At 67.8% G+C, this 22,166-nt stretch carries 23 protein-coding genes and 4 tRNA genes; 10 read left to right on the top strand and 17 right to left on the bottom strand.

Annotation, left to right across the window (positions count from 1 at the left end):
• Positions 1-33: 33 nt before the first annotated feature.
• The gene (locus tag ACWGL1_RS03980) at positions 34-234 is read left to right on the top strand and encodes a hypothetical protein (RefSeq protein WP_291781908.1); all 201 of its coding nucleotides are present in this window, start codon (positions 34-36) and stop codon (positions 232-234) included.
• Between the two features lie 13 nt (positions 235-247).
• On the opposite strand, the gene ACWGL1_RS03975 is transcribed toward ACWGL1_RS03980, so the two are convergent.
• Both ACWGL1_RS03975 and ACWGL1_RS03970 read right to left on the bottom strand, forming a co-directional pair.
• Positions 248-1,450 (bottom strand): acyl-CoA dehydrogenase family protein, encoded by a 1,203-nt coding sequence (locus ACWGL1_RS03975; protein WP_452111248.1) that lies wholly within the window; start codon positions 1,448-1,450, stop codon positions 248-250.
• Between the two features lie 75 nt (positions 1,451-1,525).
• A complete protein-coding gene (locus ACWGL1_RS03970) occupies positions 1,526-1,831 on the bottom strand; it encodes an SCP2 sterol-binding domain-containing protein (protein ID WP_452111247.1) in 306 nt (101 codons plus the stop codon).
• A 200-nt stretch (positions 1,832-2,031) separates the two neighbouring features.
• Here ACWGL1_RS03970 and ACWGL1_RS03965 point away from each other — a divergent pair, with 200 nt between their 5' ends.
• The gene (locus tag ACWGL1_RS03965; RefSeq protein WP_452111246.1) at positions 2,032-2,214 is read left to right on the top strand and encodes a hypothetical protein; all 183 of its coding nucleotides are present in this window, start codon (positions 2,032-2,034) and stop codon (positions 2,212-2,214) included.
• Between the two features lie 27 nt (positions 2,215-2,241).
• Here ACWGL1_RS03965 and ACWGL1_RS03960 read toward each other — a convergent pair.
• Positions 2,242-2,333: transfer RNA gene (locus ACWGL1_RS03960), tRNA-Ser, on the bottom strand.
• A 315-nt stretch (positions 2,334-2,648) separates the two neighbouring features.
• Here ACWGL1_RS03960 and ACWGL1_RS03955 point away from each other — a divergent pair.
• The 4 genes from ACWGL1_RS03955 to ACWGL1_RS03940 are packed head-to-tail and all read left to right on the top strand — an operon-like array spanning position 2,649 to position 7,358.
• Positions 2,649-4,025 (top strand): exopolysaccharide biosynthesis polyprenyl glycosylphosphotransferase, encoded by a 1,377-nt coding sequence (locus ACWGL1_RS03955; RefSeq protein ID WP_452111245.1) that lies wholly within the window; start codon positions 2,649-2,651, stop codon positions 4,023-4,025.
• On the top strand, positions 4,025-5,476 hold the full coding sequence (locus ACWGL1_RS03950) for a lipopolysaccharide biosynthesis protein (RefSeq protein ID WP_338575688.1): 1,452 nt from the start codon (positions 4,025-4,027) through the stop codon (positions 5,474-5,476). The genes ACWGL1_RS03955 and ACWGL1_RS03950 overlap by 1 nt, the downstream gene beginning before the upstream one ends.
• Entirely contained in the window at positions 5,473-6,408 is a 936-nt protein-coding gene (locus ACWGL1_RS03945) for a glycosyltransferase family 2 protein (RefSeq protein ID WP_452111244.1), read from the top strand. Before ACWGL1_RS03950 ends, ACWGL1_RS03945 begins: the two co-directional genes overlap by 4 nt.
• Positions 6,405-7,358: a glycosyltransferase family 2 protein gene (locus ACWGL1_RS03940; RefSeq protein WP_452111243.1), complete on the top strand. Its 954-nt coding sequence runs from the start codon at positions 6,405-6,407 to the stop codon at positions 7,356-7,358. The genes ACWGL1_RS03945 and ACWGL1_RS03940 overlap by 4 nt, the downstream gene beginning before the upstream one ends.
• 6 nt (positions 7,359-7,364) lie before the next feature.
• Here ACWGL1_RS03940 and ACWGL1_RS03935 read toward each other — a convergent pair whose 3' ends face one another.
• Entirely contained in the window at positions 7,365-8,066 is a 702-nt protein-coding gene (locus tag ACWGL1_RS03935; RefSeq protein WP_452111242.1) for a hfsB, read from the bottom strand.
• Between the two features lie 47 nt (positions 8,067-8,113).
• Positions 8,114-9,556, bottom strand: a complete 1,443-nt coding sequence (locus ACWGL1_RS03930; RefSeq protein WP_452111241.1) for a GumC family protein — start codon at positions 9,554-9,556, stop codon at positions 8,114-8,116.
• Positions 9,557-9,682: 126 nt separating this feature from the next.
• Here ACWGL1_RS03930 and ACWGL1_RS03925 point away from each other — a divergent pair, with 126 nt between their 5' ends.
• Complete coding sequence (locus ACWGL1_RS03925) at positions 9,683-10,405, top strand: polysaccharide biosynthesis/export family protein (RefSeq protein WP_452111240.1); 723 nt, start codon at positions 9,683-9,685, stop codon at positions 10,403-10,405.
• 83 nt (positions 10,406-10,488) lie between these two features.
• Here the strand turns inward: ACWGL1_RS03925 and ACWGL1_RS03920 are convergent, their stop codons facing one another.
• The 8 genes from ACWGL1_RS03920 to ACWGL1_RS03885 all read right to left on the bottom strand — a co-directional run bounded on the left by ACWGL1_RS03920 (position 10,489) and on the right by ACWGL1_RS03885 (position 15,980).
• Positions 10,489-10,908, bottom strand: a complete 420-nt coding sequence (locus ACWGL1_RS03920) for a hypothetical protein (protein ID WP_338575699.1) — start codon at positions 10,906-10,908, stop codon at positions 10,489-10,491.
• An 862-nt stretch (positions 10,909-11,770) separates the two neighbouring features.
• Positions 11,771-11,847, bottom strand: a tRNA-Pro gene (locus tag ACWGL1_RS03915).
• Between the two features lie 67 nt (positions 11,848-11,914).
• Positions 11,915-12,388 (bottom strand): DUF192 domain-containing protein, encoded by a 474-nt coding sequence (locus tag ACWGL1_RS03910; protein ID WP_452111239.1) that lies wholly within the window; start codon positions 12,386-12,388, stop codon positions 11,915-11,917.
• A gap of 25 nt (positions 12,389-12,413) precedes the next feature.
• Positions 12,414-12,935 (bottom strand): cold-shock protein, encoded by a 522-nt coding sequence (locus ACWGL1_RS03905; protein ID WP_452111402.1) that lies wholly within the window; start codon positions 12,933-12,935, stop codon positions 12,414-12,416.
• A gap of 201 nt (positions 12,936-13,136) precedes the next feature.
• Positions 13,137-13,211: transfer RNA gene (locus tag ACWGL1_RS03900), tRNA-Glu, on the bottom strand.
• Positions 13,212-13,393: 182 nt separating this feature from the next.
• A tRNA-Glu gene (locus ACWGL1_RS03895) sits at positions 13,394-13,468 on the bottom strand.
• 116 nt (positions 13,469-13,584) lie between these two features.
• Positions 13,585-15,387 carry a single-stranded-DNA-specific exonuclease RecJ gene (recJ, locus tag ACWGL1_RS03890; RefSeq protein WP_452111238.1) on the bottom strand — a complete coding sequence of 601 codons (1,803 nt, stop codon included), beginning with the start codon at positions 15,385-15,387 and terminating at the stop codon, positions 13,585-13,587.
• A 179-nt stretch (positions 15,388-15,566) separates the two neighbouring features.
• Positions 15,567-15,980 carry a hypothetical protein gene (locus ACWGL1_RS03885; protein WP_452111237.1) on the bottom strand — a complete coding sequence of 138 codons (414 nt, stop codon included), beginning with the start codon at positions 15,978-15,980 and terminating at the stop codon, positions 15,567-15,569.
• 124 nt (positions 15,981-16,104) lie between these two features.
• On the opposite strand from ACWGL1_RS03885, the gene phaC reads away from it, so the two are divergent.
• From phaC to ACWGL1_RS03870, 3 genes are read left to right on the top strand one after another with little or no spacing between them, the layout of a single operon-like run.
• The gene (phaC, locus tag ACWGL1_RS03880) at positions 16,105-18,072 is read left to right on the top strand and encodes a class I poly(R)-hydroxyalkanoic acid synthase (protein ID WP_452111236.1); all 1,968 of its coding nucleotides are present in this window, start codon (positions 16,105-16,107) and stop codon (positions 18,070-18,072) included.
• On the top strand, positions 18,069-18,443 hold the full coding sequence (locus ACWGL1_RS03875) for a hypothetical protein (RefSeq protein WP_452111235.1): 375 nt from the start codon (positions 18,069-18,071) through the stop codon (positions 18,441-18,443). The genes phaC and ACWGL1_RS03875 overlap by 4 nt, the downstream gene beginning before the upstream one ends.
• Positions 18,443-19,255: a rhamnogalacturonan acetylesterase gene (locus ACWGL1_RS03870; RefSeq protein WP_452111234.1), complete on the top strand. Its 813-nt coding sequence runs from the start codon at positions 18,443-18,445 to the stop codon at positions 19,253-19,255. The genes ACWGL1_RS03875 and ACWGL1_RS03870 overlap by 1 nt, the downstream gene beginning before the upstream one ends.
• Before the next feature lie 6 nt (positions 19,256-19,261).
• Here ACWGL1_RS03870 and argC read toward each other — a convergent pair whose 3' ends face one another.
• The 4 genes from argC to ACWGL1_RS03850 all read right to left on the bottom strand — a co-directional run bounded on the left by argC (position 19,262) and on the right by ACWGL1_RS03850 (position 22,166).
• Positions 19,262-20,197, bottom strand: a complete 936-nt coding sequence (argC, locus tag ACWGL1_RS03865; protein ID WP_452111233.1) for an N-acetyl-gamma-glutamyl-phosphate reductase — start codon at positions 20,195-20,197, stop codon at positions 19,262-19,264.
• A 228-nt stretch (positions 20,198-20,425) separates the two neighbouring features.
• Positions 20,426-20,914 (bottom strand): 30S ribosomal protein S9, encoded by a 489-nt coding sequence (gene rpsI / locus ACWGL1_RS03860; protein ID WP_003165345.1) that lies wholly within the window; start codon positions 20,912-20,914, stop codon positions 20,426-20,428.
• A gap of 2 nt (positions 20,915-20,916) precedes the next feature.
• Positions 20,917-21,390, bottom strand: coding sequence for a 50S ribosomal protein L13 (gene rplM, locus ACWGL1_RS03855; protein WP_181409293.1), 474 nt, complete (start codon positions 21,388-21,390; stop codon positions 20,917-20,919).
• Between the two features lie 344 nt (positions 21,391-21,734).
• Positions 21,735-22,166, bottom strand: coding sequence for a molecular chaperone DnaJ (locus ACWGL1_RS03850; RefSeq protein ID WP_452111232.1), 432 nt, complete (start codon positions 22,164-22,166; stop codon positions 21,735-21,737).

Here is a 22,166-nt window from a genome sequence, read left to right as displayed (position 1 = left end):
GGGGTTAAATTCCAGCCTTCAGGAGAGTCCGTCATGATGACTCCGCGACATCCCCCCGCCCCCGAGACCCCGCGCACGGGCAAGCGCGGTTTCATGGACTGGCTGTTCGGCCGCACGCCGCCGCCGCCCGACAAGGCCAGCTCGAACCTTTATCTGGGCGACATCGTGGACGGCGACTTCAGCTCGCCCTCGGCGCACCATCACCACCAGCGGCCGCCCAGCGACGAACTGTGAGGCGAGCGGCAACCTAGCCGCGCGTTCGCGCGGCGTACTCCAGTCGGGCGATGGTGCGGTTGTGCACCTCGTCCGGTCCGTCGGCGATGCGCAGGGTCCTCACCATGGCGTAGAGTTCGGCCAGCGGCGTGTCGCCCGACACCCCCGCCCCGCCGAACGCCTGAATCGCGTCGTCGATGACCTTCAGCGCCATGCGCGGCGCGGCGACCTTGATCTGGGCGATCTCGGACTTGGCGCCCTTGGCCCCGACCTCGTCCATCATCCAGGCGGCCTTCAGCACCAGCAGACGGCACATCTCGATATTGGTGCGCGCCTCGGCCACCCGCTGCTCCCACACCGAATGCTCGGCGATGGTCTTGCGGAAGGCGGTGCGGCTGAGCAGGCGATCAACCATCAGCTCCAGCGCCTTTTCGGCCGCGCCGATGGTCCGCATGCAGTGGTGGATGCGGCCCGGCCCCAGGCGGCCCTGGGCGATCTCGAAGCCGCGCCCCTCGCCCGCGATCAGGTTCGAGGCGGGCACGCGGACGTTCTCCAGCACCACCTCGGCGTGGCCGATCGGCGCCTCGTCGTATCCGAACACCGACAGCATCCGCTCGACGCGGAAGCCGGGCGTGTCGACTGGGACGATGATCTGGCTCTGCTGCTGGTGAACAGCGGCGTCGGGATCGGTCTTGCCCATGACGATGGTCACGGCGACGTTCGGGTGCGCCATGTTGGTCGACCACCATTTGCGGCCGTTGATGACGTAATGGTCGCCGTCGCGCTCGATCCGGGTCTGGATGTTGGTGGCGTCGGACGAAGCGACCTCAGGCTCGGTCATCAGGAAGGCCGAACGGATTTCTCCCGCCATCAGGGGCTTGAGCCACCGCTCCTGCTGGGCGGCGTCGCCGTACATGTGCAGGACTTCCATATTGCCGGTGTCCGGCGCGTTGCAGTTGAACGCCTCGGCCGACCACAGCGCCCGCCCCATCAGCTCGGCGATGGGGGCGTATTCCAGGTTCGACAGCCCCGCGCCGTGCTCGCCCGGCAGGAACATGTTCCACAGGCCCTCGGCCTTGGCCCTGGCCTTGAGGTCTTCCATCACCGGCGGCTGGCGATTCGGATCGGCGCGGACCTGGGCGCGATACTCCGCCTCGCGCGGCAGGACCTCCGCCTCCATGAAACGGCGCACCCGCTCGCGCCAGTGCTCGCCCCGCTCGCTCAGCCGGAAATCCATCTACGCCTCTCCCTACATGAAAACGGCGCGGCCCCGTCGGAGCCGCGCCGTCGAACATCAAGCCTCAGCCCGCGCTCAGCCCTTGAGCAGCGGGGCCAGCTTCTGGGCGATCATCATGTCGCCCGCGATCTTCAGCTTGCCCTGCATGAAAGCCATCATCGGGTCGAGGCGGCCTTCGGCCAGGGCGACGAAGTCGTCCCACTTGATCGAGACGGTGGCGTCGGCCGGCTTGTCGTCGTTGCTGACGGTGTTCGGAGCCGAGGCGCCGTCGATGTAAATCTTGCCGTCATCGCCGAAGTCCAGCTTCACGGTCTTGCCCAGACCCGAGTTTTCGCCGACGGCGGCGCGGATCTTGTCGGTGGCGAGGGCCAGATCGGCCATGTGCGTCTCTCCCGTTGAGAAGGTTGAGCCACACGCCTAACCCGCGCGCCGGGCGGCGCCAAGATCACCCAAGGGAAGCCCTGCCCCGGATATCCAATATCCCGCGGGTTCCATCACATATGGTCCAGCTTACATGAGTTTGCGTTTGTCTCGGTCAGGAAGGCCTAAAAGCGGCAGGCTTGCGTAACAAGGACTCGCCAATGACCCGCCTGCTCACTCCGGAGGAAGTTCGTCTGGACCAACTGTGGCGCGAGCATTTCGGCCAGCCCCTGCCCATGATCGGCGCGCCCGAGGTCGCCCGCCGCATCCTGCGCCAACACGGCGTCGCCGTACGCCGCCCCAGCGAAGCCAAGGCCGGCGGCCCCCAGCAAAGCCAAGGCTGACAACATCTTCTTTTTGTATGGGAATTCTGGCGGAGACGGAGGGATTCGAACCCTCGGTACCCCTTACAGGGTACGACGATTTAGCAAACCGTTGCCTTCAGCCACTCGGCCACGTCTCCGGCAGGCCGCGTGGATAGCGAGTCGCGCGGCGCTTCGCAATGCGGAACTGACACCCTTTGTGTTAACCCGGCATAAGAGTGGCATGTGACACGGGGTTCGCACCCCATTTTGGTCGATTTCGGGAAAAAGACTTGGCTATCACCCCTGCTGACACACTGGGCTCCGCAGCCGAAGGCGCGCGCGCGAATCGCGCAGCCTTGGTCGAAGCACGTGCGCCGGCGGCGGAGACCGGGCGCGCCGGCCGAGCTCGGCGGGGGCCGCTGCGTCCGGACGTATGGCTGAACACCCGGCAGCGCGCAGCGGCGCGGCGGCGCGTGTTCTATTTCCGCGGCGTCGACATTGTCGCCTCCTCCTTCCTGTGCCTTGTGGCCATTGGCCGCATGAACCCCGGCGGCCTGATGCAGGTCACCTTGATCGAGGCCCTGCCCATTCTGGTCGGCTGCCTGCTGACCCTGGGCCTGGCGCGCTCGCTGGGACTGTATCGATTTGACCGCACGCGAGCCCCGGCGCGCCACCTGGCCGGCGTCGCGACCGTCGCGGGCGTCGGCGGGGCCGCGGCCGGCCTCCTGGGCCTCGCCCTGCTGGGCGGGGAAGCGCCGCTGGCGGAATACGGCTGGTGGGCGATCGCCTCGGCGGTGCTGCTGACCGGTCTGCACACCATCTGGCGCATGCTGGTGGCCCAGTGGAGAAGCCGCGGCGACCTGACCCCCAATGTCGTCGTGGTCGGCGCCACGCGTCACGCAGAGGCCCTGATCCGCGAGGCGCTGGATCGTCGCGACCTGAATATCCTGGGCGTCTTCGATGATCGCCTGGCCCGCACGCCCGACGCCCTGGCGGGGGTCCCGGTGCTGGGCGGGACCGACGCCCTGATGGAGCACCGGCTGACGCCCTATATCGACCGCGTCATCCTGGCCATCGATCCCAAGGCCGAGGCGCGGGTCCGCGCCCTGACGCATCGGCTGGAGGCCCTGCCCATCCCCCTGACCATGCTGGTCGACCCCAGGGGCGCGGCCCAGCGGAACGAGGCGCTGGAGAAGCTGGCCTCGGCCTCCCTGCCCCTGCTGGGCGGCGCAGTGGACGGCGAACGTCGCGCCTTCAACAAGCGTATCCTCGACATCATCCTGTCGGCCCTGGCCCTGGTCGTGCTCAGCCCCGCGCTGTTCCTGATCGGTCTGACCGTGCGGATGGACAGCAAGGGTCCGGCCCTGTTCCGCCAGCGCCGCCACGGATTCAACCAGGAAGAGATCGTGGTGTGGAAGTTCCGCACCATGCGTCAGGAAGCCTCCGACGCCACCGCCAGCCGCCAAGTGACGGCAGGCGATGATCGAGTGACGCGACTGGGCAAGTTCCTGCGCGCCACCAGCCTGGACGAACTGCCCCAACTGGTGAACGTGCTGCGCGGCGAGATGTCCCTGGTCGGGCCGCGCCCGCACGCCATCGGCATGAAGACCGGCGACGCCGAGTCGGCGCGTCTGGTCGCCGAATACGCCCATCGCCACCGCATCAAGCCCGGCATGACCGGCTGGGCCGCCATCAAGGGCTCGCGCGGGCCGCTGCATACGGCGGATGAAGTGCGTCGCCGCGTGCAGCTCGACATCGAATACATCGAGCGCCAGTCCTTCTGGCTGGACCTGTGGATCATCGCCATGACCGTTCCCGTGCTGCTGGGCGACCGGATGGCCGTGCGCTGATGTTCTGGCGGGGGGTGTTCGGCTACCTGCCGGCCAATATCGTGCAGGGCGTGGTCGGGTTTCTGACCATCATCATCTTCACGCGCCTGCTGTCACCCGAGGATTTCGGGCGCTACGCCCTGGCCTATTCGGTGCTGACGCTGGCCCATGTGGCGACGTTCAGCTGGCTGGAAGCCTCCATGGCGCGTTTCTGGGCGGCCCAGTCCGATGAAGCCCAGATGGCCGGGCATTTCGCCAGCCTGTACCGCGCGGCCTTCCTGATCACCGCCGTCTTCACGCCCGTCGCCGGGCTGGCCGTCTGGCTGTGGCCCATGCCGGACAACTTCCGCCTGCCGCTGACCGTGGCGCTGGCGGGGATTCCCGTGCGCTGCTTCCTGAAGCTGGCGCAGGAGCGGTTCCGCGCCGCGGGCGAAGTGGGTCCCGCCGCCGCCATCGACATCTGGAGCGCGGTCGCAGGGCTGGCCTTCGGCGTCGGTCTGGCCCTGCTGGGCCTGGGGGCCGAGGCGCCGCTGGCGGGGATGCTGCTGGCGCCGCTGGCGGCCCTGCCCTTCGTCCTGCCCGCCGAACTGCGCGAGGCCCGGCGCGGGCGCCTGGATCGCGAGCGTCTGAAGGCCTACGCCGTCTATGGCTATCCCATCGCCGTGGGCCTGGGCCTGACCGTGGTGCTGGCCTCGACCGACCGCTTCCTGCTGGCCCTGTTCATGAACGAGGCGGCGGTCGGCGCCTATCACGCGGCCTACAGCATCGCCAATCGGACGCTGGACGTCATGTTCGTCTGGCTGGGCGCGGCGGGCGCTCCGGCTCTGGTCATGGCGCTGGAACGCGGCGGGCGCGAGGATCTGCAAACCGCCGCGAGGGAGCAGGCCTCGACCCTGGTTCTCATCGGCCTGCCCGCCGCCGTGGGAGTGGCCCTGGTCGCGCGGCCGCTGGCGGAGTTCATGATCGGCGAAGACCTGCGCACCGTCGCCGCCTCGGTCACGCCGTGGGTGGCGCTGGGCGCCTTCCTGTCGGGCATGACGACCTATTATTTCGGACAGGCCTTCACCCTGGGCCGCCGCACGGGCTGGCTCTTGCTGGCCATGAGCATTCCCGCGGGCAGCAACATCGTCCTGAACGTCCTGCTGATCCCGCGCTTCGGCGTCATGGGCGCGGCCTGGGCGACGGCGATCAGCTTTGCGCTGGGTCTGGCCGCCTCCATGACCATCGGGCGGCGCATCCTGCCCCTGCCCGTGCCGTGGAACGCGCTGGCGCGCTGCGGTTTGGCCGCCGCCGTCATGGCGGGCGTCGTGATGATGCTGCCGGCCATCGGCGGGTTCGCCGAACTGATGCTGGACGCCGGCGTAGGCGTGATCGTCTACGGCGTGGTCGCCTACGCCCTGAACGCGGCCGGGGTGCGCGACCTGAGCGTGCGGCTGAAAGCCTTCCTGCGCGCACGGAGGCAGGCGGCATGAGTTCGGCGATTCATCACGACAGCTCCGCATGGGCCCAGGCGCAACCGATCCTGTCGGTGCTGATCCCATTCCTGCGAGACGATCCCACAGACCTGTTGCAGCGGCTCGACGCCGAGGCGGCGACGCTGGCCGGACAGGCCGAACTGATCGTGCTGGACGACGGCACCAATGACGCCGAACTGACCGCGCGCCTGAACGCCCTGATCGACCGCATGGCCCTGCCCGTGCGCCTCATCTCTCTCAGCGCCAATCAGGGGCGCTCGGAAGGCCGCAACCGCCTGGCGCAGGCCGCGCGGGGCCAGACCTTCCTGTTTCTGGACAGCGACATGAGGCCCGACCATCTGGGCTTCCTGAAGACGTGGGTCGATCTGGCGCGCGACGTGCGTCCGGCTGTGGCCTTCGGCGGCTTCTCCCTGTTGCAGGCGCCGCAGGATGCGCGTTTCGCCGTCCATCGCCACATGGCGGCCCGGTCGGACTGCATCCCCGCCGCCCAGCGCGCCGAACAGCCCGAGAAATACGTCTTCACCTCCAATCTGCTGGTCCGCCGCGACGTCTTCGATACGGAGACCTTCGATTCCGGCTTCAGCGGCTGGGGCTGGGAGGACGTCGAGTGGGCCATGCGCGTCTCGCGTCGGTTCGAGGTGGTGCATCTGGACAATCCCGCCACCCACATGGGTCTGGACACGGTCGAGGCCCTGGCCGCCAAATACGAACAGTCGGCCCCGAACTTCGCACGCGTCGTAGCGCGTCATCCCGACTTCGTGTCGGCCTACCCCAGCTATCGCGTCGCCAAGATGCTGAAGGCCGTACCGGGGCTGAAGGCGCTGCGCTCGCTGATCAAGGCCGCCGCCCGCGCGCCGATCCTGCCGACCGGCCTGCGGGCCTTCGCCCTGCGGCTGTATCGCGCGGCCCTCTATGCGGAGGCGATATGAGCGCGCCCGACGTCGCCGTCGTCATCCCCACCATGCGCCGTCTGGACAGCCTGACGCGGGCCCTGCGCTCGGTCTTCGCTCAGAAAGACGTGGCGGCGCGCCTGCGCGAGATCGTCGTCGTCGACAACGATCCCGAGGCCAGTTCGCGCGAAACGGTCGAGGCCCTGCAGTCGGAATCGCCCGCGCCCCTGATCTGGGTCCACGCGCCGCGTCCCGGCGTCGCCACGGCGCGCAACACCGGACTGGCCGCCACCTCCGCGCCCCTGATCGCCTTCCTCGATGATGATGAGGCCGCCTCGCCTGGCTGGCTGGCCGCCCTGCTGAGCGCCCAAGCGGCAACCGGCGCCGACGCCGTCTTCGGCCCTATTCGCGGGCGCGTGCCCGAGGGGACCGGCTGGACCACGCCCTATCTGGAGCGTTTCTTCGGCCGTCACGGACCGGACCGGGACGGCGTGCTGGATCACGCCCACGGTTGCGGCAACTCCCTTCTGGTTCGGGCCACGGCCCTGCCCGGCGAACAGCCTTTCCACGTCGGGTCGGATCAGATCGGCGGCGAGGACGACGTGCTGTTCGCCGCCCTTGAGGCGCGCGGCGGCCGCTTCGGCTGGGCCGCCGACGCCTGGGTGGACGAGTTCGCCCCGCCCCACCGCGCCACCCTGCGCTACGCCCTGACGCGCGCCTTCGCCTATGGTCAGGGACCGAGCCAGACCGCCGCCGAAGCGAAGAACTGGCCCGGCGTGGCGCGCTGGATGGCCGTCGGCGCGGCGCAGACGACGGTCTGGGGCGCGGCGACGCTGGCCCTCAGCCTGATCCGCCACCCCAGGCGCGCCGACATGGCCGACCGTACGGCGCGGGGACTGGGCAAGATCCTCTGGATGAAGGGCTTCGAACCGCAGTTCTACGGCCAACGCGAGCTGGACCGACTGAAACGCGCGGCCGAGCGGTCCTAGCTCGACTTAGCCGATGAACCGCTTGAGCAAGGCGGGCGGCTTCCACTTGGCCCGGTTCATCACCACCCCGGCGATGCGGCCGCCCTGGGCGTCGATCTCGTCGCGCAGGGCGACGGGTCCGGCAGCGTCGGTCGTCTCGGCCGCGACCACCAGGACGGCGGCGTCGGCCAGCGGCGCCAGGGTCAGGATCATGTCGCTGCGATCGGCCGCCGGGGCGTCGATGACGATGGTGTCGGCGTGGGCGCGCAGGCGCGTCCAGTAGCGCGGATCATTGACCGCCTCGGCCCGCTGGCCCGCGCGCAGGACCTCATTGTGAAAACGCGTGACGTAGAGACGGCCGCCCAGACAGGCCTTAGCCGTCATCAGCCGCCCCGGCGCCACGGCGCGCCCGTCGCGACCGCGCATCGGCGGCGCCACCGTGAAGAAGGCAGAACCGTCCGGAGAGGCCTGGACCGCAGGTCCCAGCCGCCCGAAGCGATCGGGCTGGGCCTCCACCTGCTCCATCTGCGCCTGTTGCGTCAGATCGCCGTCCACCAGCCAGGCCGGGCGACGGCCGCGCACGGCCGCCATGCGGGCGAATTCGCGCGCCACGGTCGAGACGCCCTCGCCCGTCTGGGCGGCGGCGAACAGGATCACGCGGCCGCGATGAGCCGGCGCTGGTCCCAGCGCCGCCCACAGTCCCGCCATTTCCGTCGTCAGATCGACCATGCGAATCGTTACGTGCGCCCTTCGTCCCAGCCTAGCACGCGCAGGGCTCAGGCGCTCTTGGCGGGCGCCACAGCCAGGACCGGCGCCTGCAGCGTGCGGCTGAGCGTGGCCGGCATGACGAAGCCCCGGCGCAGGAAGACCCGCAGCAGGCCCACGCACAGGGCCGTGAATCCGGCGAAGGCCAGGACGGCGATCATCAGGGGGAAACGCAGGCTCTTGCCCTTCGACGGCGGCTGGGCGCGTTCGATGACGGTGACGTTGTCGGCGCCCGCCTTGACCAGTTCGTTGTCGGCGCGGCTCTGGGTCTCGCGCTGCTGGAACTCGCGGATCGAGGCGGTCAGCACCTCCCGGTTTCCGGCCAGGGTCGAGTTGCGCGACTCCAGCTCGGTCAGGCGCGTCTGACGCGCGCGCAGATCGCCCAGCTGGCGGTCCAGAACCGCCAGGCGGGCGGCCAGGGAGTCCCGTTCGGCCTGGGCGTTGATGCGGGTGGTCTCCAGCTCGACCCAGACGGGGTTAGGGCCGGTGCGGACCTCCTTGGCCCCGACAGCCGTGCCGGAGCCGACATAGGCCTGAAGCTGGGCGATCTTGGACTCGATCTCACGCACCGGCTGGGCGTCGGGCTGATAGCGGGCCAACAGGCTCTCGCGCTCGGTGCGCAGCTGCAGGATCAGATCCTGGGCCGAAACATTCAGATCCTGGTACAGGGCCACCTCGGCCGGCGTGCGCGCCAGCTGGGCCGCCAGGGTCGTCAGACGCTGCGAGGCCTGCTGCAGCTGGGCCTGAACGCCCATCCGCTCGGTGAAGACGGACTGATAGCTGTTGGCGACCGTGGACTTGGCCGTGGCGAAATCGCCGATGGCGTTGGTGCGCAGGAACTCTTCATAGGCGCGATCCGCGTCGGCCAGCTCCTGCTCGAACGTCTGGCGCTGAGTGCGGATGGCCGAGGTCGCGCGATCCTGGAAGACCTCGCGTCGATAGGTCAGATACTGGTCGATCACCGTGTTCAGCACCCGCGCCGACTTGGCCGGATCACCGCTCTTGTAGCTCAGGCCCACGACCGGGCTGAGCGGCGTGACCTCGACGCCGAGCCCCGCGGCCACCGAACGGATGGCCGCCGCTTCCTGACGCGCCGGGCTCTCGGTCGAAGGGACCCCGCCCTGAAAGCTCTCGACGCCCAGGGCGCGCACCACGCGGCGCTTGACCTCAAGACTGTTGAGGATGGCGGCCTCGGACTGGGCCACCTCGCTGGCCGAAGGCGGCATGGCGCGCTCGCCCATGCCCACGCGCGGCTGATAGACGTATTCCTGTCCCACTCCGACGAAGAGGCTTGCGCCGGCCGTGTAGGTCTTCTTCATCGTCATGACGAACGCCGCGCCGAGAGCGGCGATCACCAGGAAGATCACGATCATCAGCACCAACTCGCGGAACAGCAGGGCCACGACGTCGACGACGCCGTAACGGGGACGGGCTGCTGCGAGGGAGGAACGCATAAAAGGCGAATTTCTCGGTCGATGACTGTTGTGCGCCACACTGAGGGCCACGCGTTAACCACGCGTTACCTATAAGCCGTCAGCTTGACAGAAGACGACATTTCTCCGCCTGGACCGTCCCCGACCATGAATTTCGATCGCCGCCTCATCCTCATGGCGCTGGCCGCCGGCCTGACCGGCTGCGCCGGCGGCGCCGGGTCGGGCGGCGGACGGCCGCGTCCGACGGCGGTCGACGATTTCCCGCCCGGCCTGCCTTTCGCCGACTGGACCGAGGTCGAACCCGAATACCGCCTCTATCCCGGCGACGACATCGAGGTCGCCCTGCCGACCGCGTCGGAGCTGACCCGCCAGTTGAAGATCGGCCCGGACGGCCGGGTGTCCCTGCCCCTGCTGGGCCACGTCACGGCGGCGGATCGCAGCCTGTCCGAACTGGAGGCCGACATCTCCATGGCCTACGCCCCTCACCTGCTGCGGCCCGAGGTCGAGGTGACCCTGCGCCAGGCAGGTCCGCTGAAGGTCTGGGTCGACGGCGAGGTGCGCAATCCGGGCGTGTTCGACATGCCGGGCGACATCGACGCCTATCAGGCCGTCATCATGGCCGGCGGCGTCCTACCGTCGTCCAGAGCCTCACGCTGCGCCCTGATCCGCCGCGGACCGGGCGATGTCCGCATGATGAAGGCGATCGACCTGAGCGCGCCGCGCGCCGAGATTCTGTCGCTGCGGCGCGGCGACATCATCTTCGTGCCGCGCTCGACCCTGGGCGAACTGGCCGCCTTCTTCACCCAGGTCCGCGCCGCCCTGCCGATCGGCTTCTCCTACGCCATCAACGGCGGCTACGCCTCGACCTGACGCGCGTCAGAGACGCCGGTGCGATGGGCGGGTTGCGATGAGGGCTAAGGGCGGCTTTCAACCCATTGCGGACGGTCGCAACTTCAGATTCGCTGAGCTAAAATATCGATTTCTCGAAATCGAAGCAGCGTTCCCAAAAGCGAGACGAGTGGCAGCACCGCTAGGCCGGAAAAATATAGAGACGTGGCGATCGCTGTACCGCCCCAGCCAAATCGGCCATCTGCCATCGGCGCGGCCCACATCAGCGCACCCGCCAAAAATAGAATGATCAACAGAGCAATCGACGGCCCCGTCACCCTAGAAAGTTCAGCCTTCTGACGATCCGTAGCGGCTTTCCTTTCCACTCTCGTAATATTGAGAAGGTCGATGAACTCAGATTTCAGAAGCAGCAGAAGACCTAGAACGAAAGCGCTGACCGGGATGACGAGGGCATAAATGGCGACAGGTGGATAAGCCCCAACTGGCGCCAGCCGCCAAAAAATCGCACCGGCGATCATGACCAAGGCAATGCCACCGATAACAGCTGCCCGCCGCCGTCTCTCTGTCGTCATGGAGTGTGTTGCCCAAGCCTTCCGTTCATTCTAGCCAGATTATGCCCCTGCCCATGTCTGCCTTCCACCCTTAAGCGAATTTCGGTTCACGACCCGCAGCTGACCTCCGCTCATCACTACTTCCGGAGAGCCCAGAGAAGAAGTAGCCCCTCGACGACGACAAACCCGACCGAAGCAACGAGAACAGCGGGCCAGAAAAAACGGTCCGCAGGTTGATCACAGGTTTGACCCGCAGCGATCTGTGCGTCGCTAAGAACGCAATGACTCATCACGAGCACGGATAACCCAGACGTAGCGATCAAAAGGTAGGCGGCGGTGATCAGGCAGAAGCTCCACCCCACTCTAGCGTCGCGGCTCATTTCGGCTCCCCTGTCGAGCCCAAACAATACTCGCTTAAGGTCCGCTAGCCACCCTTAAGCGAACTTCGCTTCACGACCTAACCTTCGCGGCGTCCGCCTGCGCGCGGCGCGAGCACTCTATCAATCTCGGGCTGTTTCATCGGCCCTGATGACGAGTGGGCCATTCGTACTCAGGTGGTTGAGGCAGCCGAGAGGTGTGGGCTTCTGCAGTTTCAACCCCAGCCGGTCGGAAATGCATGAACTGCCCATGTTCCCGAGAGCGTTTCGGAACATAAAATCAAAGAAGACTGCATTTATGAGCAGTTAGCCCAGCGCCGTTTGCTCTCCACCCGATGACCACTTCCACCCTTGGCGGATACTCGCGGGCGTCTGCTCTTGGTAATGCTAGTCGAAAGTCAGCGCTTCGGCGGCTTGGATAAGTATACAACTCATCCAGCCCAAAGGGGCTTAAGCCGTGGTCGGGGCGAGAGGATTCGAACCTCCGACCCTCTGGTCCCAAACCAGATGCGCTACCAGGCTGCGCCACACCCCGGACCGACGGAGCGCCCTCATGACACGACGGAGCCGCCTCCGCAACGGATGAGACGGCCTATTGTCGCTCAGGGATGAAAGAAGGGGTGTTTAACCTGATCGCCGGGCCTGGCGCCGATCTCGTCGGCGCGGCCGGCCCGCAATTCCAGCACCCCGTTGGCCGCCCCGTTCGAGGGAATCGGCGTGTCGGAGTTGGGCGTCGCGTGCCTGGCGATCGAGACGATTCGCCCGCGCGGGTCGATGTAGAGGATGTCCAGCGAACTGGGCGTGTTGCGCATCCAGAAGCTCTGCTCCGCCGCCACGGGGAACTGGAACAGCATCCCTCGGTCGTCGGGCAGAGGCGGTCGGAACATCAGGCCGCGCTGGCGCTTCGCGTCGTCGTCAGCGATCTCGACCATGAATTCGTGCTCGCCCGAAGTCGTGACGATCGTCAGCGGCTCCAGCGGGCGGCCGGTCGCATCCAGGGGCGCCTTCTGGGCGCAGGCCGCCGTCGCGGCGACCGCAGAGAAGGCCAGGGCCAGAAGGATGCGCCGGTTCACCATGTCTTCGTCCTCTAGCGGACGAAGGTCATCCGCCCGCTCTGATATCGGCCACGACCAGGCCCTTAGGCCCCTGGGCGAAGCGCACGTTCACCGGATCGCCCGGCAGGAGATCGTCAAGGCCGCAGCGTCGCAGCGTCTCGACGTGGACGAAGATATCGCCCGCCTCAGCCTCGCGCACCACGAATCCATAGCCCTTGGTGCGATTGAACCATTTGACGACCGCCGCTTCCAGCGGGCCGTCAGGCAGGCCTTCCGGGCGGGCGTGAGCCGAACTGCGGACGGGATCGCGACGAACCGGCGCTGCGGTCGCCTCCAGTTCGAGAATGTTGACGACCTGCCAGCCCTTGGAGCGTTTGGCGCATTCGCAGACGATGGCCGCGCCCTCGCCGGCCAACTCATGACCCGCATCCCGCAGGCTGGTGACGTGCAGCAGCACGTCGCGCTCCTCAGTCAATTCCGGCTGGTCCGGCACGATGAAGCCATACCCCTTGCCGGCATCGAACCATTTGACCTTTCCGACGACCTTTACGGTCTCGATAGGCTCCATCACGTCACAACTCGCCACCTTGAACCCCCGCCCGCAACAATCGGGTCAGCTACACTAACACGGTTCTCTGAACTCGAACATACAAATTGCCCCTTTTACGCCACATTGTCGACAACCAAATGTCGCGCACGCGAAAAGACCGCGCGAAGTCGCTCGGTGAAAGAAATAACGATGACGGGAGAAGACGTTATTCGCTCCGCGTGGCAGTCCCTAGGGGAGTCGAACCCCTCTTTTCAGGTTGAAAACCTGACGTCCTAACCGATAGACGAAGGGACCGCTGCGCGGAGGAGCGGCCTGATAGCCGTCCCTTTTCGGCGATGCAAGAGGGCGTCTCGCGCTTTTTCAAAAAAACGACGAAAGCCTGCCTTCAGGCGTGGATCGAGAACGCAGCACGGCGAATCCGCACAAGCTATCGCCGCCGCAAATGCATTCGAATTTTCTGGGAGGAAAACTCCGCGTGGCAGTCCCTAGGGGAATCGAACCCCTCTTTCCAGGTTGAAAACCTGGCGTCCTAACCGATAGACGAAGGGACCGCTGCGCGGAGGACCGTGTAGATAGCCGCCGATTCCGCTTATGGCAAGCGCGCCGACGCGGATTTGTGCGACTTTTTCAAAGACCTGCGTCGTTTCGCAGCCAAGCCTGACAGCCCTCAGGCCATACGCGGATCGGCGACGTCCTCGATCTCGAACTGGACGCCGCGACGGCCGTTCCAGTCATCGGCCTTCAGGCGTCCGACTAGGTTCAGACCGCCCTGCCCCGCCAGCAGCGCCTTGCCCGTCGGCAGGTCGGCGCAGCGCCAGGCGATGGCCCGCACCGAGGCGCCGTCCGGACCGACCAGACGGCACCGCACATGGCCGCCGTTCATGGCGACGGGCTCGCGCGCCTGCACCCCTTCCAGCGCAAACAGGGGCTCGGGGTTGGCGGGGCCGTAGGGCGCCAGTTGCTCGAAAGCCTCGAAGAGGTCGCGGGTGGCGGCGCGCGGGTCGATCAGGGCGTCGACCTCCACCCAGTCCTGGGCCACGGCCTCGACGCGCTCGGCCGACAGGCGGCCGTTGAGGAAGGCGCGCAGCTCGTCGATGCGGTCGGCCGCCACCGTCAGCCCCGCCGCCATGGCGTGGCCGCCGCCCGCGATCAGCAGGCCCTCGTTCCAGGCCGCCTGCACCGCCCGCCCCAGATTCATGCCCGGCTGCGACCGGCCCGAGCCCTTGCCCACGCCGTTGACGGCGTCGACGCCGATGACGATGACCGGCTTTCTCCAGCGTTCGCGCAGACGCCCGGCGACGATGCCGACGACGCCGGGATGCCAGTCCTCGCCCGAGACGACCACGGCGGCGCTGTCGTCGCCGTGGGCGCCGGTCGCCTCGACGCGACGGACGGCCTGCTCCGTCACCTCGGCCTCCACCTCGCGCCGGGCCAGGTTCAGGGCGTCCAGTTCCTGCGCCAGCATCCGCGCCTCGTCGGGATCGTCGGTGGACAGCAGGCGCGCGCCCAGGTCCGACTTGCCGATCCGCCCGCCCGCATTGATGCGCGGACCGAGGATGAAGCCCGCGTGGTTGGTCTTGGCCGGCCCCGGCTCGGCGCCCGCCGCCGTCAGCAGGGCGCGCAGGCCCGGATTGCGCCAGTGCGACATCACCCCCAACCCCAGACTGGTCAGGGCGCGGTTGAAACCCGTCAAGCCCGTCACGTCGCAGATGGCGCCCATGGCGGCCAGGTCCAGCCACTGACGGATGTCGGGCTCGGCCTTGCCCTCGAACAGGCCGCGCCCGCGCGCCTCGCGGTTCAGGGCGGCCAGCAGGACGAAGACCACCCCCGCCGCCGCCAGATTCCCCTGCCCCGAGTTGCAGCCCGGCCGGTTCGGATTGACCACGGCGAGGCAGGCGGGCGGCTCCTCTCGCATCATGTGGTGATCGATGACCACGACCTTGAGGCCGATGGCCGCCGCATGGGCCACCGCCTCATTGGCGGCCGCCCCGCAGTCGACGGTGATGACCAGATCGGCGCCGCGCGCCTTCAGCGTATCGAAGGCGCGCGCGCTGGGACCGTAGCCTTCGGTCAGGCGGTCGGGGACATAGATGGGAAGGTCCGCCCCCAGCGCCCGGAACCAGCGCACCAGCAGGGCCGCGCTGGAGGCTCCATCCACGTCGTAGTCGGCGAAGACGTGAACGCTGGCCTGCGCCTGCAAGGCGTCGACGATGGCGGCGGCGGCGGCGTCCATGTCCATGAAGCTGGACGGATCGGGGAACAGCGCCTTCAGCGTCGGCTTCAGGAAGTCGGCGCCCTGCTCGCCCGCCACCTTGCGCGCCGCCAGCGCCCGCGCCAGCGGTTCGTCCAGCCCCAGCGTCTGCATATGGGCGCGGATCGTCGTCGCCTCGGCCGGCCGCTGTCGCCAGGCCCGCCCGGACAGCGAGCGGCTGACGCCCAGGAAGGCGGGCGAAGCGGCGCCGTCCGCCATCAGGACGCTCGACGGGCGAAAGGAAGGGCGATGCAGGCGTGACGGGCCATGACGGACCTTTTTGGACAGTTCGGGCGACGACTTTCGCCGCCGTGCAGGATCGCGAGATTCGCACCACGACGCGACGTTCGCGCGGCTCGCACCCTAGGGGTGGGCTACGCCTGTCGCGGTCATGGGCCTCAAGGACGCGGGCGGTCGATCGGCGGCGGCGCCTTGGCGCGCCGGCGCAATTCCTCGGCGTAGGCCTCGACCTCTTCGGCGGTGCGCAGGGTCTGGGGCGACATCTGGCTGGCGTCGATACGACGGTTGATCGATTCCACGAAGGCGGCCGGGTCGCTGTCCAACGTCCAGTCGATGCGCGCCATCTCGGCGGTCAGGGCGGCGTTGCGGCTTTCCAGACGCCCGACCTCGGCGGCGATCTCGGCCGGAGCCGGCAAGGGCGTGCTGGTGCGCGGAAAATCGGCCCAGCGCGGATACTGGCGATTCTCGTCCACCAGCTTCTGGATGCGGGGTGCCAGAGGCGACGTCGGGTCGGTTTTCGGCTCGAAGGCGCTGACGCAACCGCCCAGCGCCACGGCGGAACTCAGGGCCATGCCCCAAGCCGCCGTCCATCCCGTCTTTTTCAGCAGAAGCGCGTTCATTTCCGTCACTGACATATGCCATCATCGCGTCGGGAGGAAGGCGTGCGAACTCGCGCGTCCCCATCGGAGGTTCGCCATGGCCAAGCGCCCGACCAAGGCCCAGCCCCAGAAGACGACGCCGGCCGACGCCCCCGCACCGCGCAAGGCGGGGCGCCCGACCTCGGCCAAGCCCCGCGTGAAAAAGGCTGCGCCTGCTGAAAAGCCGCAACCGGCTTCCGCTGCGGAACCGGCGGCGACCGCCGAAGCCCCCTTCTCCGCGCCCGACTTCATGGCCTTCAGCGCCGACCAGCGTCAGCAGCTGGAGACCCTGTCGCTGAACCTGGCCAAGGCGGCGATGATGGCCCAGACGGCGGTGGCCGAGGCGGCCCTGTCGCAGGCCGACCGGCCCGCCGCCCTGTCGCCCGATCCGTTCAACGTGGCCCCGGCCATGTCCTCGATCATGACCAGCCTGGCCGCCCGGCCCGAAAAGCTGTTTCAGGCCCAGGCCGACCTGTTCGGCCGCTATATGGAGCTGTGGTCGACCACCACGCGCCGCGCCATGGGCGAGACGGTCGACAACCCCGCCCCGGCCGACAAGCGGTTCCGCGACCCCGCCTGGTCCGAAAACCCCATGTTCGACATGATGCGCCAGTCCTATCTGGCCACCTCGGACTGGATGAACAGCCTGGTCTCCAGCGTCGAGGACGTGGACCCGCGCGTGAAGCGCCGGGCCGAGTTCTTCACCCGCCTGCTGACCGACGCCTTTTCGCCCGCCAACTTCCTGGCGTCCAACCCCGTGGCGCTGAAGGCCCTGGCCGAGACCAGCGGCGAATCCCTGGTGCGCGGGATGCAGAACTTCGCCGCCGATCTGGAGCGCGGCGCCGGGTCGCTGAAGATCAGCCAGGCCGACTACGGCCGCTTCGTCCTGGGCGAGAACGTCGCCACGGCGCCGGGTCAGGTCGTCTGGCGCGACGAGCTGTTCGAACTGATCCAGTACGACGCCGCGACGGACCAGCAGCACGCCGTCCCGCTGCTGATCTTCCCGCCGTGGATCAACAAATTCTACATCATGGACCTGCAGCCGGCGAACTCCCTGATCCGCTGGCTGAGCGCGCAGGGCTTCACCGTCTTCGTCTGCTCATGGGTCAACCCGGACCGCGACAAGGCGGAGTTCGGCCTCGACGACTATATGAAGAAGGGCGTCTATCGCGCCGTCGAGAAGACGCTGGAACAGACCGGCCAGACGCATCTGAACGCCGTCGGCTATTGCATCGGCGGCACCATGCTGGGCGCCACCCTGGCGCACATGGCGGCCAAGGGGGACGACCGCGTCGCCTCGGCCACCTTCTTCGCCGCCCAGCACGACTTCGCCGAGGCGGGCGACCTGCTGCTGTTCACCGACGAGCACTGGCTGGCCGAGATCGAGCGGCTGATGGACGAGGCGGGCGGCGTCCTGCCCGGCACGGCGATGGCCGACACCTTCAACGCCCTTCGCGCCAATGACCTGATCTGGTCCTTTTTCGTGTCCAACTATCTGATGGGCAAGGCGCCGCCCGCCTTCGACCTGCTGGCGTGGAACGCCGATCAGACGCGGATGCCCAAGCGGCTGCACCTGCAATACCTGCGCCTGATGTACGGCCGGAACGCCCTGGCCGGGGGCGAGCTGGAGATCGACGGCGAGCGTATCGATCTGTCGAAGGTCCGCATCCCCCTCTACTTCCAGGCCAGCCGCGAGGACCACATCGCGCCGATGAACTCCGTCTATCGCTCGGCCCGGCTGTTCGGCGGGCCGGTGACCTATACGCTGGCCGGATCGGGCCACATCGCCGGGGTCATCAACCCGCCCTCGGCCGAGAAGTATCAGCACTGGATCAACGCCGCCCTTCCCGAAACGCTTCAGGAATGGCAAGCGGGGGCGGAACAGCATCCCGGCAGTTGGTGGCCGCACTGGGCCGACTGGTTGCACGCCCGGTCCGGCGCGCAGATCCCGGCGCGTGATCCTAAGGTCGGGCCGCTGAAGCCTATCGAACCGGCGCCCGGCGCCTATGTGAAAGTGAAGTCTTGAAGCGTATCGAGCCCAACCTGCTGCTGGCCCTGACCACGGCCATTCCGCTGATCCTGCTGATCGCCACGGCGACCCTGTTCGGCGCACCGGGTCAGTTGCTGAAGTATGTGGTCATCGCCGTGATCGTTCCGGCCGTCTTCGTGCCGCTGAACGGCGTGATGGCCCGGCGAATGAGCCTGCAGCGGCCGCCGATGATCCATCCTGACGCCGCCTCCACCGCCGTCTGGGCCAGCCTGTTTCCCGCGCTGATCATCCTGGCGGCGGGCGTTCCCTTGGTCTTCCCCGGCCACGACTACGGCCTGCTGATCATCATCGCCGCCATCTTCTTCGCCCTGACGGTGGAGTCCGCGATCAAGGCCCGCCGGGTCTGATGATTCGATGCGCCCTGCCGGCCGCTATCGCGGCGACCCTGGTCTGCGTCGGCGCGGTCAGGGCCCAGGAGCGGCCGATCGACGCCGACAAGATCATACTGGTCGGGGACTCGACGACCTCGGTCGGCAGCGGCTGGGGCGGCGCCTTCTGCGACCGGCACGTCCTGTCGTCCCTGGCCTGCGTCAACCTGGGGCGTCAGGGCCGCAGCACCTCGACCTATCGCGCGGAAGGTTCATGGGATCTGGCCCTGAACGAAATGGCGACGCCCGGCTATGGCGCGGTCTGGGTGCTGATCCAGTTCGGCCATAACGATCAGCCGGGCAAGCGCAGCTCCACCGAGCTGGCGACCGAGTTTCCCGCCAACCTCAGGGCCTATGTCGTCGAAGCCAGGGCGCGCGGCGCGCGGCCGGTGCTGGTGACGCCCCTGACGCGCCGATCCTTCAGCGACGGCCGCCTGCAGGACACGCTTGAGCCCTGGGCCGAGGCCGTGCGCCGCGTGGCGCGCGAGACCGGCGCGCCCTTGATCGACCTGCACGCCGCCAGCGGCGACCTGGTCCAGAGCATGGGCGCGCTTGAAGCCGCTCGCATGGCGCCCGGCGCCCCTCCGCCCGACTTCCTGTCCGAGCTTCAGGCCGGAAACTCGCCCGCCGCGCCGCCCGCCGTGGCGACGACAGCAGGCCCCTACGGCCGTCACGCCGAAGACTTCGACTACACCCATCTAGGCCCCGAGGGCGCGCAGGTCATCGCCGCCCTGATCGCGCGCGACCTGATCGCCGCAGCCCCCGAACTGGCGCCCCGCCTGGCGCCCTGAACCCCGTCAGTTGAGGCCCGTCGCCTCGTCCAGGCCCAGCATGATGTTGAGGTTCTGAACCGCCGCGCCCGAGGCGCCCTTGCCCAGATTGTCCAGCAGGGCGACCAGACGCGCCTGCTCCCCCCCGCGATCGCCGAAGACGTGCAGGCGCATACGGTTGGTGCCGTTCAGGCTCTCAGGCTCGATGCCGGTCATGGCCTCGGTCTCGTCGATCTCGGCCACCTCGACGAAGCGCTGCCCCTCATAGGCCTCGACCAGAGCGCCGTGCAGCCGCTCGACCGAGGGCGTCTCCGGCAGGGCCGACAGGTGCAGCGGAACCTCGACCAGCATTCCCTGGCGATAGTTCCCGACGGCGGGCGAGAACAGCACCGGGCGCGACAAGCCCGCGTGTTTCGTCATTTCCGGCACATGCTTGTGCTTCAGCGTCAGGCCATAGGCGCGGAAGGCGGTGGATGCGCCCTCAGCTTCAAACTCGGCGATCATGGCCTTGCCGCCGCCGGAGTAGCCCGAAACCGCATTGATCGTGACAGGCCAGTCTGCCGGGACCAGCCCCGCCTTCACCAGCGGCCGCATCAGGCCGATGAAGCCAGTCGGATAGCAGCCGGGGTTCGATACCCGCGTCGAGGCGGCGATGGCCGCGCGCTGGTCCGCATCCATCTCGGCGAAGCCATAGGTCCAGCCGTCCGCCACCCGGTAGGCGGTCGAGGCGTCGATAACCCGCACCGACGGATTCTCGATCATCGACACCGCCTCGCGGGCCGCATCGTCAGGCAGGCACAGGATGACCGCGTCGGCGCTGTTCAACGCCTCGCGCCGCGCCTCGACATCGCGGCGACGGTCGCCCAGCAGCATCAGCTCCAGATCGCCGCGCGCCTCCAGACGCTCGCGGATCTCCAGACCGGTAGTTCCGGCCTCGCCGTCGATGAAGATGGTGTGGGTCATCTCGTGCTCCTGATCCTTCTCCCCTTGTGGGAGAAGGTGGCCCGCGCAGCGGGTCGGATGAGGGGTCGCACTGACGCGACATTCTGACGGCGACATTGAATGAGGCGAAACCCCTCATCCGTCGGCCTGCGGCCGCCACCTTCTCCCACAAGGGGAGAAGGACAAAAGAAAAGGCGCTTCGAGTTGCCTCGAAGCGCCCCTTCGTAAACCCATCGCCGGGTTCGGCGATTAGCGCTTCGAGAACTGGAAGCTGCGGCGAGCCTTGGCGCGGCCGTACTTCTTACGCTCGACGACGCGGCTGTCGCGGGTCAGGAAGCCGTGCGGCTTCAGAACCTTGCGCAGTTCCGGCTCGTAGTGGGTCAGGGCGTGCGACAGGCCGTGGCGGATGGCGCCGGCCTGGCCCGACAGGCCCGAACCTTCGACGGTGCAGATCACGTCGTACTGCGTGGCGCGGTCCGAGACGGTCAGCGGCTGGGCGACCATCATCTGCAGCACGGGACGAGCGAAGTAAGCCGCCACGTCCTTGCCGTTGACGGTGATCTTGCCGGTGCCGCGCTTCACCCACACGCGGGCGATGGCGTTCTTACGCTTGCCGGTCGAGTACGAACGGCCCAGGGCGTCGATCTTCGGCTCGCGGACGATTTCCTCGGCGGCAGCGGTGCCCAGGCCCTTCAGGGCGTCAAAGCCGGCGGCGGTGTCTTGAGTCACGTCGGTCATGCTCAGGCGCTCCGGGTGTTCTTGGACGACATCGACTTGAAGTCGATGGTCGTGGGCTGTTGGGCTTCGTGTTCGTGAGCCGCGCCGGCGAACAGGCGCAGGTGGGTCATCTGCTTGCGAGCCAGCGGCGACTCCTTGGGCAGCATCCGCTCAACGGCCTTCTCGAGCACGCGCTCGGGGAAACGACCGCCCAGAACCTTCTCCGGGGTGGTTTCCTTGATGCCGCCGGGGTGACCGGTGTGGCGATAGTAGACCTTGTCGGTGTTCTTCTTGCCGGTGAACACCACCTTGTCGACGTTGGTGACGACGACGTAGTCGCCGCAGTCGACGTGCGGGGTGTAGGTCGGCAGATGCTTGCCGCGCAGGCGGTTGGCGATGAAGGTCGCGAGGCGGCCCACCACGACGCCTTCGGCGTCGATGTGGATCCACTTCTTCTCGACCTCGGCCGGCTTCAGCGAAGCCGTGGTGCTCTTCAGCATGATGAGGGTCCTGGAAGACGAAAAACGCGGCCCGAACCAGATGGATCGAGCGGAGGCCGGGGTGATAGAGGGTCGCGCGCCGAAGGTCAATGTCGGTTACGACGACGATTTCGGCATAGATATTTGATTTTATTAAATATTTTAAATGAGGTATTAAAATACCCAATCCACTTCCTTCTCCCCTTGCGGGAGAAGGTGACTGCCGGAGGCAGACGGATGAGGGGGTGTGAGCGCCTCGTCGGCCTGAGAATCTGGCGAAGGAAAAGCGCTGCATGTCGCGCCGACACCCCTCATCCGACCCTACGGGCCACCTTCTCCCACAAGGGGAGAAGGAAAGCGCCCTACCCTTTCAGCAGCCGATCCCGCGCGGCGTTGACGCGGGCGGCAAGCCCCTCGGTTCCGCCCTGATCCGGATGCGCGCGGGCCATCAGGCGGCGCCAGGCCGCGTGGATCGTCTGGGCGTCCGCATCGACCGCGACGCCCAAAATGGAGCGCGCCTCGGCCTTGCTCATGGGCTCATTGGGTTGGGCCGCCCTGCCCGCCACAGGCCGGATGCGCGACTGCACGGCCAGCCAGACGCCCGCAGACGCCATGCCGCCCGCGATCAGCCAGGCTCCGCGCGCGGCGGCGAACACCGCCCCGGCCAACAGGGCGGCGCTCAATAAGGTGGCGGAGATGCGCCAGTGACCGCGCCGGGCGCGCTCGGTCTGGCGGCCCAGTCGCACCATGGCCCACAGGGCCACAGCGGCCAGACCCAACCAGATCAGGCCCAT

It is taken from the genome of Brevundimonas sp. NPDC055812, assembly GCF_053616535.1.
Note: the sequence above shows the minus strand (reverse complement) of the source record. Positions and strands in the feature narration are given on the sequence as shown.

What these genes read in the sequence shown, in the direction of transcription:
- ACWGL1_RS03980 (WP_291781908.1), top strand. Translation starts at nt 34, where the DNA reads ATGATGACTCCGCGACATCCCCCCGCCCCCGAGACCCCGCGCACGGGC.
- ACWGL1_RS03975 (WP_452111248.1), bottom strand. Translation starts at nt 1,450, where the DNA reads ATGGATTTCCGGCTGAGCGAGCGGGGCGAGCACTGGCGCGAGCGGGTG.
- ACWGL1_RS03970 (WP_452111247.1), bottom strand. Translation starts at nt 1,831, where the DNA reads ATGGCCGATCTGGCCCTCGCCACCGACAAGATCCGCGCCGCCGTCGGC.
- ACWGL1_RS03965 (WP_452111246.1), top strand. Translation starts at nt 2,032, where the DNA reads ATGACCCGCCTGCTCACTCCGGAGGAAGTTCGTCTGGACCAACTGTGG.
- ACWGL1_RS03950 (WP_338575688.1), top strand. Translation starts at nt 4,025, where the DNA reads ATGTTCTGGCGGGGGGTGTTCGGCTACCTGCCGGCCAATATCGTGCAG.
- ACWGL1_RS03945 (WP_452111244.1), top strand. Translation starts at nt 5,473, where the DNA reads ATGAGTTCGGCGATTCATCACGACAGCTCCGCATGGGCCCAGGCGCAA.
- ACWGL1_RS03940 (WP_452111243.1), top strand. Translation starts at nt 6,405, where the DNA reads ATGAGCGCGCCCGACGTCGCCGTCGTCATCCCCACCATGCGCCGTCTG.
- ACWGL1_RS03935 (WP_452111242.1), bottom strand. Translation starts at nt 8,066, where the DNA reads ATGGTCGATCTGACGACGGAAATGGCGGGACTGTGGGCGGCGCTGGGA.
- ACWGL1_RS03930 (WP_452111241.1), bottom strand. Translation starts at nt 9,556, where the DNA reads ATGCGTTCCTCCCTCGCAGCAGCCCGTCCCCGTTACGGCGTCGTCGAC.
- ACWGL1_RS03925 (WP_452111240.1), top strand. Translation starts at nt 9,683, where the DNA reads ATGAATTTCGATCGCCGCCTCATCCTCATGGCGCTGGCCGCCGGCCTG.
- ACWGL1_RS03910 (WP_452111239.1), bottom strand. Translation starts at nt 12,388, where the DNA reads ATGGTGAACCGGCGCATCCTTCTGGCCCTGGCCTTCTCTGCGGTCGCC.
- ACWGL1_RS03905 (WP_452111402.1), bottom strand. Translation starts at nt 12,935, where the DNA reads ATGGAGCCTATCGAGACCGTAAAGGTCGTCGGAAAGGTCAAATGGTTC.
- recJ (WP_452111238.1), bottom strand. Translation starts at nt 15,387, where the DNA reads ATGGCGGACGGCGCCGCTTCGCCCGCCTTCCTGGGCGTCAGCCGCTCG.
- ACWGL1_RS03885 (WP_452111237.1), bottom strand. Translation starts at nt 15,980, where the DNA reads ATGGCCCTGAGTTCCGCCGTGGCGCTGGGCGGTTGCGTCAGCGCCTTC.
- phaC (WP_452111236.1), top strand. Translation starts at nt 16,105, where the DNA reads ATGGCCAAGCGCCCGACCAAGGCCCAGCCCCAGAAGACGACGCCGGCC.
- ACWGL1_RS03870 (WP_452111234.1), top strand. Translation starts at nt 18,443, where the DNA reads ATGATTCGATGCGCCCTGCCGGCCGCTATCGCGGCGACCCTGGTCTGC.
- argC (WP_452111233.1), bottom strand. Translation starts at nt 20,197, where the DNA reads ATGACCCACACCATCTTCATCGACGGCGAGGCCGGAACTACCGGTCTG.
- rpsI (WP_003165345.1), bottom strand. Translation starts at nt 20,914, where the DNA reads ATGACCGACGTGACTCAAGACACCGCCGCCGGCTTTGACGCCCTGAAG.
- ACWGL1_RS03850 (WP_452111232.1), bottom strand. Translation starts at nt 22,166, where the DNA reads ATGGGCCTGATCTGGTTGGGTCTGGCCGCTGTGGCCCTGTGGGCCATG.